We start from the raw sequence: 17,053 nt of genomic DNA on the forward strand, positions 1-17,053 counted from the left end.
TATGGCCGAGGACAAAGAACACGCATTCTGGTACAACATGCGCACCGGCGAAGTGGAGCAGGGTTTTCAATCGACGTCGCTGGATCGGGTGGGGCCGTTTGCAACACGCGACGAGGCCGCCCATGCTCTCGAGAAGTTGCGCGCGAACAGCGCCAAGTGGTCTGAAGACGACGCGCGCGACGCCCGCTGATTCCGGCCTAGCCCGCGGCAGGGGCTACTCGTAGCTGTGCTCGGGAGCAGGGTAGGCGCCGGACTTGACGTCCGCGGTGAACCGCTGCACAGCATCCGCCAGCACCGCCCGCACGTCGGCGTACTGACGCACGAACTTGGGCACCCGCCCGCTCGTCATACCGGCAAAGTCCGTCCACACCAGCAGCTGTCCATCAACGGATGGCCCCGCTCCGACCCCGATGGTCGGGATCGCCAGTTGTTCCGTCACGCGTGCGGCGACGCTCGCCGGCACCATCTCCAGCACGACGGCAAATGCCCCGGCGTCCTGCACGGCGAGAGCGTCCGCGAGGAGTTCCTCGGCGGCTTCCCCCCGCCCCTGAATGATGTGGCCCCCCAAGCCGTGTTCGCTTTGCGGAGTGAATCCCACATGCCCCATCACAGGGATGCCGGCCGAGACGATACGCCTGATCTGCTTGTGGCTGCGCTGGCCGCCCTCGAGCTTGACGGCGTGTACCTGGGCTTCTTTCATGAAGCGCACGGCGGTCGCCAGGGCTTGATCCGGCCCGCTCTCGTACGAACCGAACGGCATGTCGGCGACGACGAGTGCCCGGTTGACCGCGCGAGCAACGGCACGCGACAGTGGGATGAGCTCGTCGACGGTGACCGGGAGGGTCGTCTCATACCCGAACACGTTGTTGCCGGCCGAATCGCCCACCAGCAGAAAATCGATCCCTGCTTCGTCGAAGATCTGGGCGGTCAGCATGTCGTAGCTGGTCAGGCCCGTAATCGGGATGCCCTGCGACTTGGCAGTCTGAAAGTGGCGGGTACGCACCCGCTTGGGCCCGGCCGCCGTATTGAAGGGATACTGCCCCGCAGCATCAGCGGGAGAAACCGCGCGGTCCGGCTCGGGTGCTGTCAACTCTGGCATGCGACAAGTGTAGTCAGGCAAGCACTCGTGCTTGGAGCCAGTACCCTAGATAGTAGTTACCCAGGTAGGTACGTGTTGGAGCAATCAGAAAGAGCGTGAATGGACAAGCAGCGCGACTTCGTTCTTCGGACCATCGAGGAGCGAGGAATCAAGTTCATTCGGCTCTGGTTCACCGATGTCGTCGGCACCCTCAAATCGGTGGCCATTGCACCCGCCGAGGTCGAGGGCGCGTTCAACGAAGGCCTCGGCTTCGACGGTTCCGCCATCGAGGGCCTCACCCGCTCCTTTGAAGCGGATGTCCTGGCTCACCCGGATCCCACCACGTTCCAGATTCTGCCCTGGCGCGGGGAAGTCGATCCCACCGCCCGCATGTTCTGCGACATCACCACACCCGACGGCCAGCCCGCCGTCGCCGACCCTCGCAACGTGCTCAAGCGCACCCTGGCCAAAGCGGCCGACCGCGGCTTCACGTTCTACACCCACCCCGAGGTGGAGTTCTATCTGCTCAAGTCGTCGAAGTATGGCAAGAACGGTCCGACTCCGGTCGACTCGGCCGGCTACTTCGACAACGTTCCCGGCGGAACCGCCCATGACTTCCGTCGTCGCTCCGTGCGCATGCTCGAAGACCTAGGAATTTCCGTGGAATTCAGCCACCACGAGGCGGGTCCCGGCCAGAACGAAATTGACCTGCGCTATGCCGACGCACTCACCACCGCCGACAACATCATGACCTTCCGTACCGTCGTCAAGGAAGTCGCGATCGAGCAGGGCGTCTACGCGACGTTTATGCCCAAGCCCATGTCGGAGCACCCCGGTTCCGGCATGCACACGCACATGTCGCTGTTTGAGGGTGACGCAAACGCGTTCTATGAGCCCGGTGCTAAATACCAGCTCTCCAAGATCGGCCGCCAGTTCATCGCCGGGTTGCTTAAACACGCCCCCGAGATCACGGCCGTGACCAACCAGTTTGTTAACTCGTACAAGCGGCTGTGGGGCGGCGACGAGGCCCCGAGCTTCGTCTGCTGGGGTCACAACAACCGTTCAGCTCTGGTGCGCGTGCCGCTCTACAAACCCAACAAGGGCCAGAGCGCCCGCGTCGAGTACCGCGCCATTGACTCTGCGGCCAACCCCTACCTCGCGTATTCGCTCATGCTGGCTGCCGGCCTCAAGGGGATCGATGAGGGCTACGAATTACCACCCGAGGCTGAAGACAACGTGTGGAGCCTCAGCGACACCGAACGCCGTGCGCTCGGCTACACGCAGCTGCCGGCCAGCCTCGATCACGCTATCCAGTTCATGGAAGAGTCCGAGCTGGTCGCAGAAACGCTCGGCGAACAGGTCTTCAACTACGTTCTACTGAACAAGCGGCAGGAGTGGCGTGACTACCGGTCGCAGGTCACCCCGTTCGAACTTGAAAAGAACCTCGAGATGCTCTAGCGCGTCATGCGCGTTTGAGGACGATTCGGCAGACGCACCCAGCTTCAAAAACCAGACCCGACCAGTCGAAGGAATCGCCCGCGATGGAGCGTTTGCAACTGTCCCTGACCGAACTTGTGCGGGTCGGTTTCGTTGACCTCGGGGAGGTGCATGGCCGGCTCGACGAGGTTGCCACGCTCGGGGCGGCCATCCCGCACACCGCGTCCGGGCCGACCGGTCGGTTGACCGATACGCGCGTGCTGTTACCGCTGCTCACCGCAACGGCAAGCCCGGATGCCGCCCTCGTCGCGCTGGTCGCGCTGCTCCGGCAGGGATCCGCTGAACTGTTCGAACTCCTCCAGACACCCGCCTCGGCCACGCGGCTGCTCAAAGTCCTCGGAGCGTCCAGCGGGCTCAGCGAATTCTTCCTCCGGCACCCGCACGAATTGTCGGTCCTGGCGACACCGCTGGCTGTTCTTCCCGGCGTCGACGATCTGGTGAACGACCTCTTGGACTCGGTCAGAGCGGCCGACGGCTTCTCCCTTCTGGTCGGTGATGCGGCCTGGATCGCCCTCCGAGTGCGCTATCGCCGACGCCTGGCACAGCTTGCGGCCTACGACCTCGAACAAACCGACCCCGTAGCAGGGCTCGACGGTATCGCCCGCACCCTGTCCGACCTCGCTACCGCCGCGCTCGAAGCCGCCCTCGCGGTCGCCCGAACGATGTCCAGCGGCGACACTGCCGGGCGCGGCGTATTTACGACCGAACAGGTACGCGCTACCCGCTTCGCGATTATCGGCATGGGCAAGGCCGGCGCGAGCGAGCTCAACTATGTGAGCGACGTCGACGTCATTTTCGTCGCCGACGGCGACGAATCTGCTGGCCTGGGCAGCGCGCGCTCCGTTGAAATCGCTACCCGGCTTGCCGTACTGATCATGCGCGGCCTGGGCGAATCCGCCATTGAACCGGAGTTGTGGGAGGTCGATCCGAATCTGCGTCCGGAAGGCAAGAGTGGCGCGCTCGTGCGATCGATCCAATCACACCTGGCCTACTACGACCGGTGGGCCAAGAGTTGGGAGTTCCAAGCCCTGCTCAAGGCCCGCACACTGGCCGGTGACCGCGAGCTCGGCGCCCGCTACATCGACGCCGTCATGCCCAAAGTCTGGAGCAGCGCCAGTCGTGAGAACTTCGTCGAATCCGTTCAGCGGATGCGGGAGCGGGTCACCGAGAATATCCCAGACGATGAGGTCGATGTGCAGCTCAAGCTCGGCCCGGGCGGGCTGCGCGATATCGAGTTCACGGTACAACTGCTCCAGCTCGTCCATGGCCAGGCCGACCCCGACGTGCGCCAGGCCGGCACCCTCCCCGCCTTGATCGCTCTCGCCAACGCCGGGTATGTCGGCCGGGCCGAAGCGACCGAATTCGCGCAGGACTATCGCATGCTGCGCCTGATGGAACATCGGCTGCAGCTGCACAAGCTGCGCCGCACCCACCTGATGCCGCGCGACGAAGCAAATCTGCGGGTGTTGGCCCGGTCGAGCGGCTTAGCCACCAGCGCAGCGGGGCTCACCGTTCGCTGGTCGGAGACCAAGCACAGGGTGCGCGGCTTGCACGAGCGGCTGTTCTACCGTCCTCTGCTGTCGGCGGTAGCGTCGCTTCCGGCCGAAGGCCTCAACCTGACGAGTGCGCAGGCCGAGGCTCGTCTGGCGGCCATCGGTTTTCTCAACACCAAGGGCGCTCTCGCGCACATCGCGGCCCTCTCCGGCGGAGTATCTCGACGCGCGGCGATTCAGCGGCATCTGCTCCCGGTGCTGTTGCAATGGCTCTCACAGGGAGCCGATCCCGACTACGGCTTTCTGGCCTTCCGGCGCCTGAGCGACAACCTCGGTTCGACCTATTGGTTCCTGCGGATGCTGCGCGACTCCTCAGGTGCCGCCGAGCGTCTCACCCGGGTATTGTCTGGAAGCCGGTACATCGGCGAGCTGTTGGAGAAAATCCCGGAAGCAGTGGCCTGGCTTGAAGACGAGGCCGACCTGCAGCCACGGCCGCTGAAAGCCTTGCAGGACGAGGCCCGCGCGGTGCTGGGCCGGCATGAAAGTCCGGACGCCGCCGCAACCATCTTGGGTGCGGCCCGCCGGCGCGAGATGCTTCGACTGGCTTTCGCAGCGCTGCTCGGTCAGATCGATCTCGATCAGCTCGGGCGCGGATTGACCGATGTCAACGCGACCTATATTCAGGGCGTCATCGCTGCCATTCGTGGGGGAGCCCTGATACGTCAGGGAGGTGCCAACGGGGCGGACGATGGCGCGTCCGACGGTGACGGGATTGAATTCGGTGTGATCGGCATGGGCCGGTTTGGTGGCGCCGAACTCGGTTTCGGCTCCGACGCCGACGTCATGTACGTGTTTCGCGCCGGCACTCTCGACGGAGAAGCGGCCAACGAACGTGCTCGTTATATTGTGCGCGAACTGAACCGACTCAGCGAAGACGGGCGTTTGCCGCTCGATCTGGACATCGGCTTGCGGCCAGAGGGCAGCAATGGGCCGGTCGTTCGGTCGCTCGACTCCTATCAGGCGTACTACCGCCGCTGGTCACTCACCTGGGAAGCCCAGGCGCTCCTCCGCGGTCGTGGTGTGGCTGGCGACGCGGCGTTGCTGCGGGACTTCGAGGCCGTTGCCGACGAGGTGCGGTACCCCGCCGCCATCAGCGAGCAGGCCGTGCGCGAGGTTCGCCGCATCAAGGCTCGGGTCGAGAACGAGCGTCTGCCGCAGGGCGCCGACCCGAACCGGCACCTGAAATTGGGTAGGGGGTCACTCAGCGACGTGGAATGGCTGGTCCAGCTGCTTCAGCTGCAGCATGCCGCGGCAATTCCGGTGCTACGCACGACGTCCACCCTGTCGGCGTTGGCCGAGGCCGTCAGCGCCGGTTTGATACCGGCAGCGGATGCCGCGGTCTTGCGCAGCGCGTGGATCTTCACGTCTCGGGCCCGCTCCGCCATCACACTGTGGACGAATCACACCTCGAACGTGCTGCCCAGCGATCGCGCGGCCCTCGAGGGCATCGCCCGGGTGATGGAATACCCACCCGGGTCTGGCAACCAACTCGAGGACGACTACCTCGCCGTGACCCGACGTGCCCGCGCCGTATTCGAGCGCCTCTTCTACGGTCCGGTAGATCGTCCGGGGCCCATGGTCGGTTGAGCGTCCGGGCGGCTGGTGCACGCCCGCCGTCGGACGCCACACACACCCCGCACCGCAACGAAGCAGGGACCGCATCCGAGGATGCGGTCCCTGCTCGTTTGCCGGGCCCCTGCGGACCGGGCTCAGACTGCTGTGGCTTAGACGCCGTAGTACAGCTCGAACTCGAACGGGTGCGGACGCTGGGCGAGCGGCTTGATCTCGTTTTCGCGCTTGTACTGGATCCAGGTCTCGATCAGTTCGGGCGTGAACACGTTTCCGGCGAGCAGAAAGTCGTGGTCTGCTTCGAGAGCCTGCAGGGCCTCCTCGAGTGACGCGGGAACTTGGGGGATGTTCTTCGCTTCCTCGGGCGGCAACTCGTAGAGGTCCTTGTCGACGGGCTCGTGCGGCTCGGTACGGTTCTTGATTCCGTCGAGGCCGGCCATGAGCTGTGCGGCAAAGGCGAGGTACGGGTTACCGGACGCGTCGGGAGCGCGGAATTCAAGACGCTTGGCCTTCGGGTTGGTTCCGGTGATCGGGATGCGGATCGACGCCGAGCGGTTACCGGCCGAGTAGACCAGGTTGACCGGGGCCTCGAATCCGGGAACGAGACGGTGGTAGGAGTTGACCGTGGGGTTCGTGAACGCGAGCACGGCCGGGGCGTGCTTGAGCAGGCCTCCGATGTACCAGCGAGCCACGTCGGACAGTCCGCCATAGCCGGCCTCATCGTAGAACAACGGCTTGCCATCAGCCCACAGGGACTGGTGCGTGTGCATGCCAGAGCCGTTGTCGCCGAACAACGGCTTGGGCATGAACGTTGCGGTCTTGCCCCAGTCGTGCGCCGTGTTCTTGACGATGTACTTGAACTTCAGCAGGTCGTCGGCGGCGTGAACCATCGTGTCGAATCGGTAGTTGATCTCACCCTGGCCGCCGGTGCCGACCTCGTGATGACTGCGTTCGAGAATGAGGCCCGATTCAATCAATTTGAGGCAGATGTCGTCGCGCATATCGACGTGCTGGTCAACCGGGCTGACCGGAAAGTATCCGCCCTTGAACGGCGTCTTGTTGGCGAGGTTTCCGCCGACTTCCTTCTTGCCGGAGTTCCAGGCGCCTTCGCCGGAGTCAACGGAGTAAAAGCTCGTGTGCTGGTTCACTTCGTAGCGCACATCGTCGAAGATGTAGAACTCCGCTTCAGAACCGAAGAGGGCCGTGTCTCCGATGCCCGTGGAAGCGAGGTATTTCTCGGCCTTCTTGGCGACCTGGCGCGGGTCCTTGGAGTAGATTTCACCGTTACGCGGGTTGTAGATGTCGAAGAGCATGATGAGCGTCTTCTCGGTGCGGAACGGGTCGAGGTATGCGGTCGACACGTCGGGGATGAGCTGCATGTCGGATTCGTGAATCGACGCGAAGCCGCGGATCGAGGAACCATCGAACATTTGGCCTACGGTGAAGAACTCTTCGTCGACGGTGGATGCCGGAATGTTGAAGTGCTGCTGCACACCGGGGAGATCGGTGAAACGGATGTCAAGAAACTTGACGTCATTCTCTTTGATGAATTTAAGCACTTCGGACGAATCGCGGAACATGCGGAATAACTCCAGACGACGAGGGCGTGGAAATGGCCGAATCGGACACAACGGCTCCCCTGAGATTAGTAGCGCCGCGTTACTTGTCCGTGACGCTTATGTTTCGCCCATGTTACAGGGACGCCCTCTCGGTAGACTCATCGGGTGCCAGACTCCAACTCCCGCCCGAACACATTTGGTCAGCTTCCACCGAGTAAATGGCCGGGGGAGCGCCTCGGATTGCCCCAGACCGGGTCCGGTTCCATAGGTCGCCCCGGGCGACGCCTGCTTGGCTTCGCCATCGACTGGGGCATCGCGATCGGGGTATCTTCGATCTTCTTCAGCTACGACCCGGCCGCGAACCTGATCATCTTCGTGATCCTGCAGATTGCGTTCATACCCACGATCGGCGCCAGCATCGGTCATCGGCTCGTGGGGCTGCGGATCATTTCCATCCATGGCGGATGGGTCGGATTGTGGCGTCCCCTTGTGCGCACGGTGCTGCTGGGGATCGCGCTGCCCGCGCTGGTCTGGGATTCCGACCAACGTGGTTTCCACGACAAAATCGCGGGGACGGCTCTCATTCGGTCATAGTCCGAAACAGGGAGAACGACATGAGCGAGAACGATGAAGGGGCCGGGCGCGCAGCGCCCGGCCCCTTCATCGTTTCGTGGCGATCAGCCGCGCTGAGGGCGGGCCTTCATCGGGTCGACGCCCTTGGGAATGGGAAGTTTCGTGCCCATGGAGTTGAGACGGTTGTTGACGGCGAGCACTTCGGCTTTGGTCAGGGTGGGCTTGATCCGGGTCAGGCGGCGAGCGAGCTTATGTAGCGGAACGGCGTCTTCGTCAGGGCCAACCGAGATCACCGTCACGCCGACATTCCCACCGATGCGCACGATCTTGCGTTTTTCTTCGTCGAGCATGCGGGTAGTGCGCGTCTTGGGACCCTCACTGATCAGTACGACGCCGCCGCGGCCAACCGCACGATAGACCGCATCCTGCGTCTTGCCGTTGACGGCCACCGGCATCTCACTGCCGACCCATCCCCGCTTCAGCGAGCTGCGCAACACGGCCCCTACCGCTCCGGGCTGACCCTCGATCTGTGAGTACGCGGCCTTTTCGGCACGTCGTCCAAGAATGATCAGCATCGCCAGGATACCGGCGAGCACGCCGGCGATGATCCACAGCACCAAAGTGAAAACGTTGCTGCCCGGAATCAACAGGGCCAGTGCCAAACTGATCAGAATGGGTACGACGAAGGCCACAACCAGAATCCAGACGATGTTCGAGTCGTAGCGTCTCGTCATCTGGAAAACCTGCCACATTTGCTTCAGGCGGCCGGGCTGTTTTGGTTTTTTTGGGGTCTTTTCCTTGCTGCGTGCCATAGGTATAAGACTACCCAGTCACTCGAATGCCGCGTGACCGAATTGCGTCACGAAGCGGCCTGGGTAAACCCGAGTTGAGCATCAGCCAACTGGCGTAATTCGGCGGGAATTTCCCGTCCGGTCGCGACCATCGACTGCGCCCACAGTCGACCCGCACGATAGGACGAGCGCACGAGGGGCCCGGAGAGAACGCCGAGAAAGCCGATCTCCTTGGCTTCCTCGTTGAGCTCGACGAATTCTTCCGGGCGCACCCAGCGGGCGACCGGCAGGTGCCGCGCGCTCGGGCGCAGATACTGCGTGATAGTGATGATGTCGGTGCCGGCCTCGTGCAGGTCGTGCAGCGCTTGGGTGATCTCGGCGCGTTCCTCACCCATGCCGAGTATGAGGTTGGACTTGGTGATCAGCCTGGCGTTGCGACCCTGAGTGAGCACGTCGAGTGAACGGTCATACCGGAATGCCGGGCGGATGCGCTTGAAGATGCGCGGCACGGTTTCGACGTTGTGGGCGAAAACCTCCGGTTTGGCGTCGAACACCTGGGCGAGGTGCTCCGGATTGCCGGAGAAGTCCGGCACGAGAATCTCGACACCGGTACCGGGGCTTTGCTGGTGAATTTGACGAATCGTTTCCGCATAGAGCCAGGCTCCCTCATCCGGCAGGTCGTCGCGGGCGACGCCGGTCACGGTTGCATAGCGCAGGTTCATCGTCACAACGGATTCGCCCACGCGGCGCGGTTCGTCGGTGTCATAGTCGGCGGGTTTGCCGGTATCGATCTGGCAGAAGTCACACCGTCTAGTGCACTGTGAGCCACCGATCAGGAAGGTCGCTTCGCGGTCTTCCCAACATTCAAAAATGTTCGGGCAGCCCGCCTCCTGGCAGACGGTGTGCAGATTTTCGCTCTTGACCAGGCCCTGTAGTTTTTGATACTCCGGTCCCATTTTGGCGACCGTCTTGATCCAGGCTGGCTTGCGTTCAATCGGCGTTTCGGCGTTACGAATTTCCAAGCGCAAGAGTTTGCGGCCTTCGGGTACTGCGCTCATGCGTTCGTCCTGACGGTGTCGAGGCTGGCGGGGGTCATACTGGCGGGGTTCATGCTCGTGTTCCGGCGGAAGGCGGCCGTGATCGGGTCGACTAATTCACCCGGGTCGACGGTGCGCCCGAGCACGCGTGACATTGTGGTCACGCCGGCATCCCGAATTCCGCAGGCGATGATGCGAGAGTATGGTTCGAGCGAGTTACTGCAGTTAAGCGCGAAGCCGTGCATGGTGACGCCTTGGGCGACGCGGATTCCGATGGCGGCGATCTTATCTTCGTGGCCAGCTGAACCGACCCACACCCCGGAGCGTCCGGCGACGCGGATTGCAGCGATACCGAATTCGATCAACACCTCGATCAGGATGCCTTCGAGTGACCGAACGTAGCCGACGACGTCGACGGGTTCCTGCAGGTGCAGGATTGGATAACCGACCAGCTGTCCCGGGCCGTGCCAGGTGATTTTGCCACCCCGGTCGACGTCTATGACCGGCGTGGCATCCACGGGCCGTTCGTCGGGCAGGGTGCGTTTTCCGGCGGTGTACACGGCCGGATGCTCCAAAAGGAGGACGGTGTCCGGTCGCTCCAGTGCGACGACGGAGCGATGGACTGCGCGTTGGAGCTCAAGGCCCTCAACATACGGCACGGAGTTGGCGCTTAGCCCCGCGACGACAAAGTCGAGCATCTGCTCAGTCTAGGGGGCACGGGAGCTGCTCGGGGCGCAGCGAGTGTCAGGGCGCGGCGACTTCTCCTCCACAGCGGCGCCCGTCTCCGCCATTGCACGAATGAGCGGCCCGCGGGTAAGTCCGTTGAGCGCACGCTCGATCATGGTCGCGTGAAACGACGCACTGGACCCACCTCGAATTCGGTCGACGAAACGGCCTCGCTGGCCCGCCGCCGCCGGCAGGCTCCACGCCGAGTTCCCGACGAGGTCGGAGGTGCGCCAACGGTGCACACCGATGGGGTCATCGCCGGACACCACGTGATCCGATTGCTTGGCACGGGGGATCGAGCCGTGGTGTACCTGGGTCATTCCGGTACGGGGAGCCCGGTGGCCCTCAAGGTTTTCCACGCCGACACCGAGCCGGCGAGCATCGAACTCGATATCGCCGTGCTCTCGTCGGCGGCAGCGCCCGGACTCGTGCGTCTGCTCGACGTTGCGCAGCTCGGTGATGGACGCATCTGCCTGGTTCAGGAACGGTTGACCGGGGGATCATTGGCCAGGTATCTGGTCGACCATCCGAATCTGTCGCCCGGTGAGGCCGTGACCCTCCTTGCACCCGTCACCGTGGGCCTTGACGCTATGCACGCGGCGGGCTTCGCGCATGGGAACGTGAACCAGGCCACAATTTTGCTCGATGGGAATGGTCGTGCCGTGCTGGCCGGTCTCGGCGCCGTTCGACAGTTCAGCGACGAGCCCCGAGAACGGATGCGCCTGTTGCGGGCCGACTACGAACGCCTCGGCATGGTGCTGGAGAATCTCGTCGACGCGGTCGATGCAACGCACGCGCTCCACGCTGGCGGGACAGCCCTGCTTCGTCGATTCCAGGCGGCCGTGAACCCGACGGTGGAGCGATCAGGCTCAGGAACGGCCGATGCCGGAGCGCACGTCGGTTCCGTTCTTGGCACACTGGAGCACGACCTCTTCGACTGGGCCGACGCCGAGCCCCTTCGAGGCTTTTACCCCGCTACCCGGCCGGATGCCCACGAACAGGCCGAAAAAGCAGTTGAGACGGGAGCTCGGCACGTGAGCGGTGCTCGGCTCCGCCACGGGCCGATCGGCCCAGTAGAACTGCCCACCGCGTGGGAACCCGATCCGTTCGCGCCCGTGGTGGCGGCCAACGAGAAGCACTCCGACGACGACGTTACCGATGATTCTACCGATCGATTGAACGCTGACCTCGACGACGACCTCGCCGTCGGGTTGCCCCGCGGGCGCTTCGGCCACGGGAGTGACGCGATGCGCGGACTCCCCAGGCGGGACGCTGACCTCGCGCGGGGACCGTACCCGCTGGCGAGGCTTGGTCGAGCACTCGCAGCCGTGGTCGACTCGCATCCGATCAAAGCTGCCGGGCACGCTCTACGCCAACGGTTGCACGACCATCAGCGGCCCGTTCTGGTCGCAATTATCGGCGGCGTGAGCCTTCTCGTGCTTGCACTGACCCTGCTGCCGGGGTCTGGACCTGCCGGTGGATCAGGGCTCGCCAGTGAATCAGGGCCCGCCGGTGAATCAGGACTCGCCGGTGAATCAGGACTCAGTGGCAACGAGGGGGCTACAGACGAGCCGACAGCCGCAGCACGAGTTCCGGCCGACGTACCAGTGGACGCCGCCGGCTCAGCGACCCCGGGCGCCGACGCCTCCCCGGGCCAGAGCGACGATCAGCCTGTCCGCGGCGGTTCCGCCGCGGACACCGACACTACGGCGATAGCGGGGGATGACCCGGTGTCGGCCGTGCTGGCTCTGCTCGCCCGTCGAGCGACCTGCCTGGCCTCTGCGTCACTCGTCTGCCTGGCCGACGTGGATCAGACCGGGTCGGCCATGCTGGCATCAGACAGCTACGCCGCACGCGAGCGTCAGCAAGGCGGATCCGGACGGACCCTCATCGACTATGCGGGCTACGTGCCGTCCCTCGCTGAACGAAGCGGGGATGTGGCCGTTGTTGCCCTGACCCCGGCACCCGGACGAGAAAAAAGCCAGCCGGCCTCGGTCCTTGTGGTCAAGGGCGAGGGCGGCTGGCGTCTTCGTGAGATTTTCGACTACTGAGCGATCTCGGTGTCGATGATGCAGTGCCCTTAGATGCCGAGGTTGCCCTCGAACGCACCGGCTTCAAGCCGTGACTTCATCGTGGTGAGAAAGCGGGCTGCATCCGCACCGTCGATGATGCGGTGATCGTAGGACAGTGCGAGATAGACACTCGATCGGATCGCGATCGAATCAAGACCATCATTGGTGACAACGAGAGGCTTCTTGTAGACGATCCCCGTGCCGAGAATTGCGCTCTGCGGCAGGAACACGACGGGCGTGTCGAACAAAGCGCCGCGCGAACCGGTGTTGGTCAGCGTGAATGTTCCGCCGCTCAGTTCGTCGGGCTTGAGCTTGTTGTCCCGGGTGCGGGCGGCGAGGTCAGCGATCTGGGCGGCGAAACCGGCCAGATCGAGTTCTCCGGCGTTGCGCACAACCGGAGTCAGCAGGCCACGTTCGGTGTCGACGGCAATGCTGATGTTCTCCTGGGACGGGTACACGATCGTGTCGCCCTCGATGGTGGCGTTCACGATCGGGATGGCACGAAGGGCCTCGGCTGCCGCGAGGGCGAAGAACGGCAGGAACGAGAGCTTGTTGCCGGTCTTCTCGGCAAACGCGCCCTTGACCCGGTCGCGGAGCATCGCAACGCGCGTGACATCAACCTCGACCACGGTCGTGAGCTGAGCGGACGATTGCATTGAGATGACGGCGCGCTCGGCGACAACCTTGCGCAGGCGGGACATCGGCTGGGTGGTTCCTCGCAGCGGCGATACCTCGACAACCGGGGCGGCCGGGGCCGTTCCAACAGCCGAGGCGGCGAGCACGATGTCTTCCTTGCGGATGCGTCCGCCCACTCCGGTGCCGCTGATCGTCGACAGGTCAACGCCGGCTTCATTCGCAAGCTTGCGCACGATCGGGGTGACGTACCCGCTGGTTCCGGCGTGTGAGCCACGAGCCGCGGGGGAGGCGGCAGCGGGTGCTGGTGCGGCAACGGGTGCTGGTGCGGCAACGGGTGCTGGTACGGCAGCGGGTGCTGGTGCGGCAACGGGTGCTGGTGCGGCAACGACCGGTGCCGGTGCAGCCGCGACGGGTGCCGGTGCAGCCGCGACGGGTGCCGGTGCAGCCGCGACGGGTGCGGGTGCAGCCGCGGCCGGTGCGGCAACGACCGGTGCCGGTGCGGCAGCGACGGGCTCGGGAACTACAACGGGTGCGGGGGCCGCTGCGACCGGGACCGCAACGGGCTCCGGCGCTGCGACCGGGGCCTCAGCCGCGGGCGCTTCAGCAACGGGCGCCTCAGCCGCGGGAGCGGCGGCGCCGGATCCATCGCCGATCGTGACTAGAGGGGTGCCGACCTCGACGGTTTCGTCTTCCTGCACCAGGATGGCTTCGATGATGCCGGCGACCGGCGACGGAATTTCTGTGTCCACCTTGTCGGTCGATACCTCGAGCAACGGCTCGTCGACCTCCACGCGGTCGCCCACGCTCTTGAGCCAGCGGGTGACCGTGCCCTCTGTGACACTCTCTCCGAGTGCGGGGAGGCTGACGGATTCGCTCATGCGTATGTCTCCTTTAAAACCGTTTGCTTGTCTGAAAATTGGATAAAAATTGTGAGAACCGTCTACATCGCGTGAAGCGGTTTGCCGGCAATAGCCAGGAAAGCCTCGCCCAGCGCTTCGTTCTGCGTCGGGTGGGCGTGCAGGAACGGAGCGATGTCCTCCGGGTACGCTTCCCAGTTCACCACGAGCTGGCCTTCGCCGATGAGTTCGCCGACGCGCGCGCCGATCATGTGAATGCCCACGATGGGGCCGTCCTTGACGCGCACGAGCTTGACCGAACCGGCGGTGCCAAGAATGGAGCTCTTGCCGTTTCCGCTGAGGTTGTACTCGTAGGTGGAGATCTGGTCGGCACCGAATTTGTCAGCGGCCTTGGCTTCGCTGTAGCCGACGGAGGCCACTTCGGGATCCGAGTAGGTGACCTTGGGGATATTCAGGTCCTCGACGATGATCGGGTTTAGCCCGGCAATTTCCTCCGCGACAAAGATGCCCTGCTGAAAACCGCGGTGTGCCAGCTGCAGGCCGGGAACGATATCGCCCACGGCATAGACGCCGGGGATGTTCGTGGCCAGGCGTTCGTCGGTAATGACGAACCCGCGGTCCATGGTGACGCCGACTTCGTCGTAGCCGAGCCCCGCAGTGACCGGTCCACGGCCGACGGCCACGAGCAGCAGGTCGGCTTCGACGGTCGCCCCGTTCTCCAGGGTGACGACCACACCAGCGTCGGACTGAGTGACGCTCTGAAAGCGGATACCGAGAGAATATTCAATACCGCGCTTGCGGAACGCGCGCTCCAGCTGCTTGGAGATTGACTCCTCTTCATTGGGAACCAGGTGCGGCAGGGCTTCAATGATCGTGACCTCGGCGCCGAAGGACTTCCAGACACTCGCGAATTCAACGCCGATGACGCCACCGCCGAGCACGGCGACCTTCTTGGGGACGTAGTCCAGGGCGAGTGCGGTCTCACTGGTGATCACACGGCCGCCGAGCTCAAGGCCGGGCAGTGAACGGGTGTAGGAACCGGTAGCCAGAATCACGTTCTTGCCGACGATCATGTCGTCGCCAACCTGAACGGTGGTGGGAGAGACCAAGCGGCCTTCGCCCTCGATGACGGTGATCCCGCGCGCCTTGACCAGGCCCTGCAGTCCCTTGTACTTGCTCGCCACGATGCCCTCGCGGAACGCGGTGACGGCGGCCATGTCGATACCGTCAAACGCGGTCTTGACGCCGTACTTCGCGGCTTCGCGGCTGACGTCGGCGACCTCAGCCGAGTGCAGGAGGGCCTTGGTCGGAATGCAACCGACGTGCAGGCAGGTGCCGCCGAGTTTGCCCTTCTCGATCAGACCAACGGTGAATCCCAGCTGCACGGACCGCAGCGCCGCTGCGTATCCACCGCTTCCGCCACCGAGAACGACAATGTCAAAATTCTGATCCGACACTCAGCTACTCCCTCGCGCTTTACGCTTCGCCACGCTGGCCGACAATATTGTGCTGATCGGCCGCGTGGTTTGACAAGCTTTTCTTGCCCCTTCGACTGTACTACGGGCGTGAAAAGTCCTCGGCCAGTCGCAGAAGTGCCCGAACAGATACCCCGGTCGGTCCGGCGGCAGTGAATCCCCAGCTGGATCCGGAGTTCTGCGCCGGTCCGGCGATATCGAGATGGGCCCACGGTATCCTCTGGCCGGCCGCATCCGTTCCGATGAATTCCTGAAGAAAAACCCCGGCGAGCAGCATGCCTCCGGCCGAGCTGCCAATTTTGGCGTTGGCGATGTCGGCAACGTCGGAATTGAGAGTGGCGCGCAACTCCTCGGGGAACGGCATCGGCCAAGCCGTCTCGCCGACCGCGGCGCTGGCGGCGAGCACGTGCTGTACGAGAGCGTCATCACCCATCGTGCCGAAATACCGGTTTCCCAGCGCGACGACAGCGGCGCCGGTGAGGGTGGCGACGTCGATGATGGCGTCCGGGTGTTCTTCAGCCGCGGCGACGAGGCCGTCGGCAAGCACAAGGCGACCCTCGGCATCCGTATTGAGCACTTCGACCGTGCGTCCGCCGCGCAGGCGCAGCACGTCGTTAGGACGAATGGCTGACCCCGACGGCATATTCTCAGCGATGCACATCCACGCGGTGATGCGCACCGGCAGCTGGAGCCTGGCAGCGGCAACCACAACCGCGAGCACCGTGGCGGCACCGGTCATGTCGTATTTCATTCCGACCATCGAGGCCGGCGACTTCAGCGAGAGCCCGCCGGTGTCAAACGTGATTCCCTTGCCGACGAGGGCGAGGTGCTTGCTGGCTTCGGCCGGGGTATAGCTGAGTTTGACCAGGCGCGGAGGGCGGGTTGACCCGGCCCCAACGCCCGCGATGCCGCCGAACCCGTCGGCAGCGAGCTGCTGCTCATCCCACACCGTCACAGTGAGCGGCAGGCCGCTCGCGGCCTCGACTGCCAGGTCGGCGAGCGAGGCCGGGTACAGGTCGAGCGGCGGCATGTTCACCAGGTCCTTGACCAAACGAATGGCCTCGGCGCTGATCCGGGCGCGTTCTACAGCGGATGGTGCCGGTGTCGCGGTGTGCACCACGACGTTCTGGGCTGGCAGCTTGGCTGCGGCCAACGAACTGTGCCGATACGCCGTATATGAATAGCCGCCGAGGGCTGCACCTTCCAGTACAGCTTCAACCTGGTCTGCATCGGGCAGAGGGAGCGCGAAGGCCACCGAGACCGCACCGGTCAGCTGGCGTACGGCCGAACCGGCCGCGTGTCGAAGGGAATCGGTGCTGACTCGGCGTCCGAGCCCAACGATGGCGATGCTGCGCGGCGTACCGACAGCGGCCACCAGGCGCACCACCTCGTCACGCGCTCCGGTCACATTTAAGAACGGCAGTTGAGCTGTCACCGACGCGATCAGGGCGTCGCCGAGCGTGACGTCCGCGAGCAGCTGCGCCCCATCATCCGTTTGGAGTGAAGCGAGGATGAGCATGTCGGCGGCAGAGTCACGCGCGGACTCGGTGGACAGGGACAACGTGGGAACAGTCATGTCTCGATGGTAACCATCGCCGCAGCCCGCACATGGTCGCGGCTGTTCGCTCTA

General features: G+C 64.2%; 13 protein-coding genes. 5 read left to right on the forward strand and 8 right to left on the reverse strand.

Annotated elements, in window-relative coordinates; genetic code table 11:
* Position 1 precedes the first annotated feature (1 nt).
* A complete protein-coding gene (locus E3N85_RS00395) occupies positions 2 to 190 on the forward strand; it encodes an SPOR domain-containing protein (protein WP_134458277.1) in 189 nt (62 codons plus the stop codon).
* A gap of 24 nt (positions 191 to 214) precedes the next feature.
* Here the strand turns inward: E3N85_RS00395 and panB are convergent, their stop codons facing one another.
* Positions 215 to 1,099, reverse strand: coding sequence for a 3-methyl-2-oxobutanoate hydroxymethyltransferase (panB, locus tag E3N85_RS00400; RefSeq protein ID WP_134458279.1), 885 nt, complete (start codon positions 1,097 to 1,099; stop codon positions 215 to 217).
* A gap of 99 nt (positions 1,100 to 1,198) precedes the next feature.
* On the opposite strand from panB, the gene E3N85_RS00405 reads away from it, so the two are divergent.
* Together E3N85_RS00405 and E3N85_RS00410 are read left to right on the forward strand one after the other, a co-directional pair.
* Complete coding sequence (locus E3N85_RS00405; protein ID WP_134458281.1) at positions 1,199 to 2,536, forward strand: glutamine synthetase family protein; 1,338 nt, start codon at positions 1,199 to 1,201, stop codon at positions 2,534 to 2,536.
* Between the two features lie 83 nt (positions 2,537 to 2,619).
* The gene (locus tag E3N85_RS00410) at positions 2,620 to 5,715 is read left to right on the forward strand and encodes a bifunctional [glutamine synthetase] adenylyltransferase/[glutamine synthetase]-adenylyl-L-tyrosine phosphorylase (RefSeq protein ID WP_134458283.1); all 3,096 of its coding nucleotides are present in this window, start codon (positions 2,620 to 2,622) and stop codon (positions 5,713 to 5,715) included.
* A gap of 137 nt (positions 5,716 to 5,852) precedes the next feature.
* Here E3N85_RS00410 and glnA read toward each other — a convergent pair whose 3' ends face one another.
* Entirely contained in the window at positions 5,853 to 7,277 is a 1,425-nt protein-coding gene (gene glnA / locus E3N85_RS00415; RefSeq protein WP_134458285.1) for a type I glutamate--ammonia ligase, read from the reverse strand.
* A 144-nt stretch (positions 7,278 to 7,421) separates the two neighbouring features.
* Here glnA and E3N85_RS00420 point away from each other — a divergent pair, with 144 nt between their 5' ends.
* A complete protein-coding gene (locus tag E3N85_RS00420) occupies positions 7,422 to 7,850 on the forward strand; it encodes an RDD family protein (protein ID WP_134458287.1) in 429 nt (142 codons plus the stop codon).
* Positions 7,851 to 7,933: 83 nt separating this feature from the next.
* Here the strand turns inward: E3N85_RS00420 and E3N85_RS00425 are convergent, their stop codons facing one another.
* From E3N85_RS00425 to lipB, 3 genes are read right to left on the reverse strand one after another with little or no spacing between them, the layout of a single operon-like run.
* Complete coding sequence (locus tag E3N85_RS00425) at positions 7,934 to 8,641, reverse strand: DUF4191 domain-containing protein (RefSeq protein WP_134458289.1); 708 nt, start codon at positions 8,639 to 8,641, stop codon at positions 7,934 to 7,936.
* Positions 8,642 to 8,688: 47 nt separating this feature from the next.
* On the reverse strand, positions 8,689 to 9,678 hold the full coding sequence (lipA, locus tag E3N85_RS00430) for a lipoyl synthase (protein WP_134458291.1): 990 nt from the start codon (positions 9,676 to 9,678) through the stop codon (positions 8,689 to 8,691).
* Positions 9,675 to 10,355, reverse strand: coding sequence for a lipoyl(octanoyl) transferase LipB (gene lipB / locus E3N85_RS00435; RefSeq protein WP_134458293.1), 681 nt, complete (start codon positions 10,353 to 10,355; stop codon positions 9,675 to 9,677). Before lipB ends, lipA begins: the two co-directional genes overlap by 4 nt.
* Positions 10,356 to 10,505: 150 nt before the next feature.
* On the opposite strand from lipB, the gene E3N85_RS00440 reads away from it, so the two are divergent.
* Positions 10,506 to 12,434 carry a protein kinase gene (locus tag E3N85_RS00440; protein WP_166783813.1) on the forward strand — a complete coding sequence of 643 codons (1,929 nt, stop codon included), beginning with the start codon at positions 10,506 to 10,508 and terminating at the stop codon, positions 12,432 to 12,434.
* A 29-nt stretch (positions 12,435 to 12,463) separates the two neighbouring features.
* Here the strand turns inward: E3N85_RS00440 and E3N85_RS00445 are convergent, their stop codons facing one another.
* The 3 genes from E3N85_RS00445 to E3N85_RS00455 form a co-directional block, all read right to left on the reverse strand.
* Positions 12,464 to 13,969, reverse strand: coding sequence for a 2-oxo acid dehydrogenase subunit E2 (locus E3N85_RS00445; protein ID WP_134458297.1), 1,506 nt, complete (start codon positions 13,967 to 13,969; stop codon positions 12,464 to 12,466).
* A 62-nt stretch (positions 13,970 to 14,031) separates the two neighbouring features.
* Complete coding sequence (gene lpdA, locus E3N85_RS00450; protein ID WP_134458299.1) at positions 14,032 to 15,405, reverse strand: dihydrolipoyl dehydrogenase; 1,374 nt, start codon at positions 15,403 to 15,405, stop codon at positions 14,032 to 14,034.
* Between the two features lie 100 nt (positions 15,406 to 15,505).
* Complete coding sequence (locus E3N85_RS00455) at positions 15,506 to 16,999, reverse strand: leucyl aminopeptidase (protein ID WP_134458301.1); 1,494 nt, start codon at positions 16,997 to 16,999, stop codon at positions 15,506 to 15,508.
* Positions 17,000 to 17,053 lie beyond the last annotated feature (54 nt).

The sequence above is a fragment of the Cryobacterium sp. Hz9 genome (genome assembly GCF_004402825.1).
In the GTDB taxonomy this organism is placed as follows: Bacteria; Actinomycetota; Actinomycetes; order Actinomycetales; family Microbacteriaceae; genus Cryobacterium; species Cryobacterium gelidum.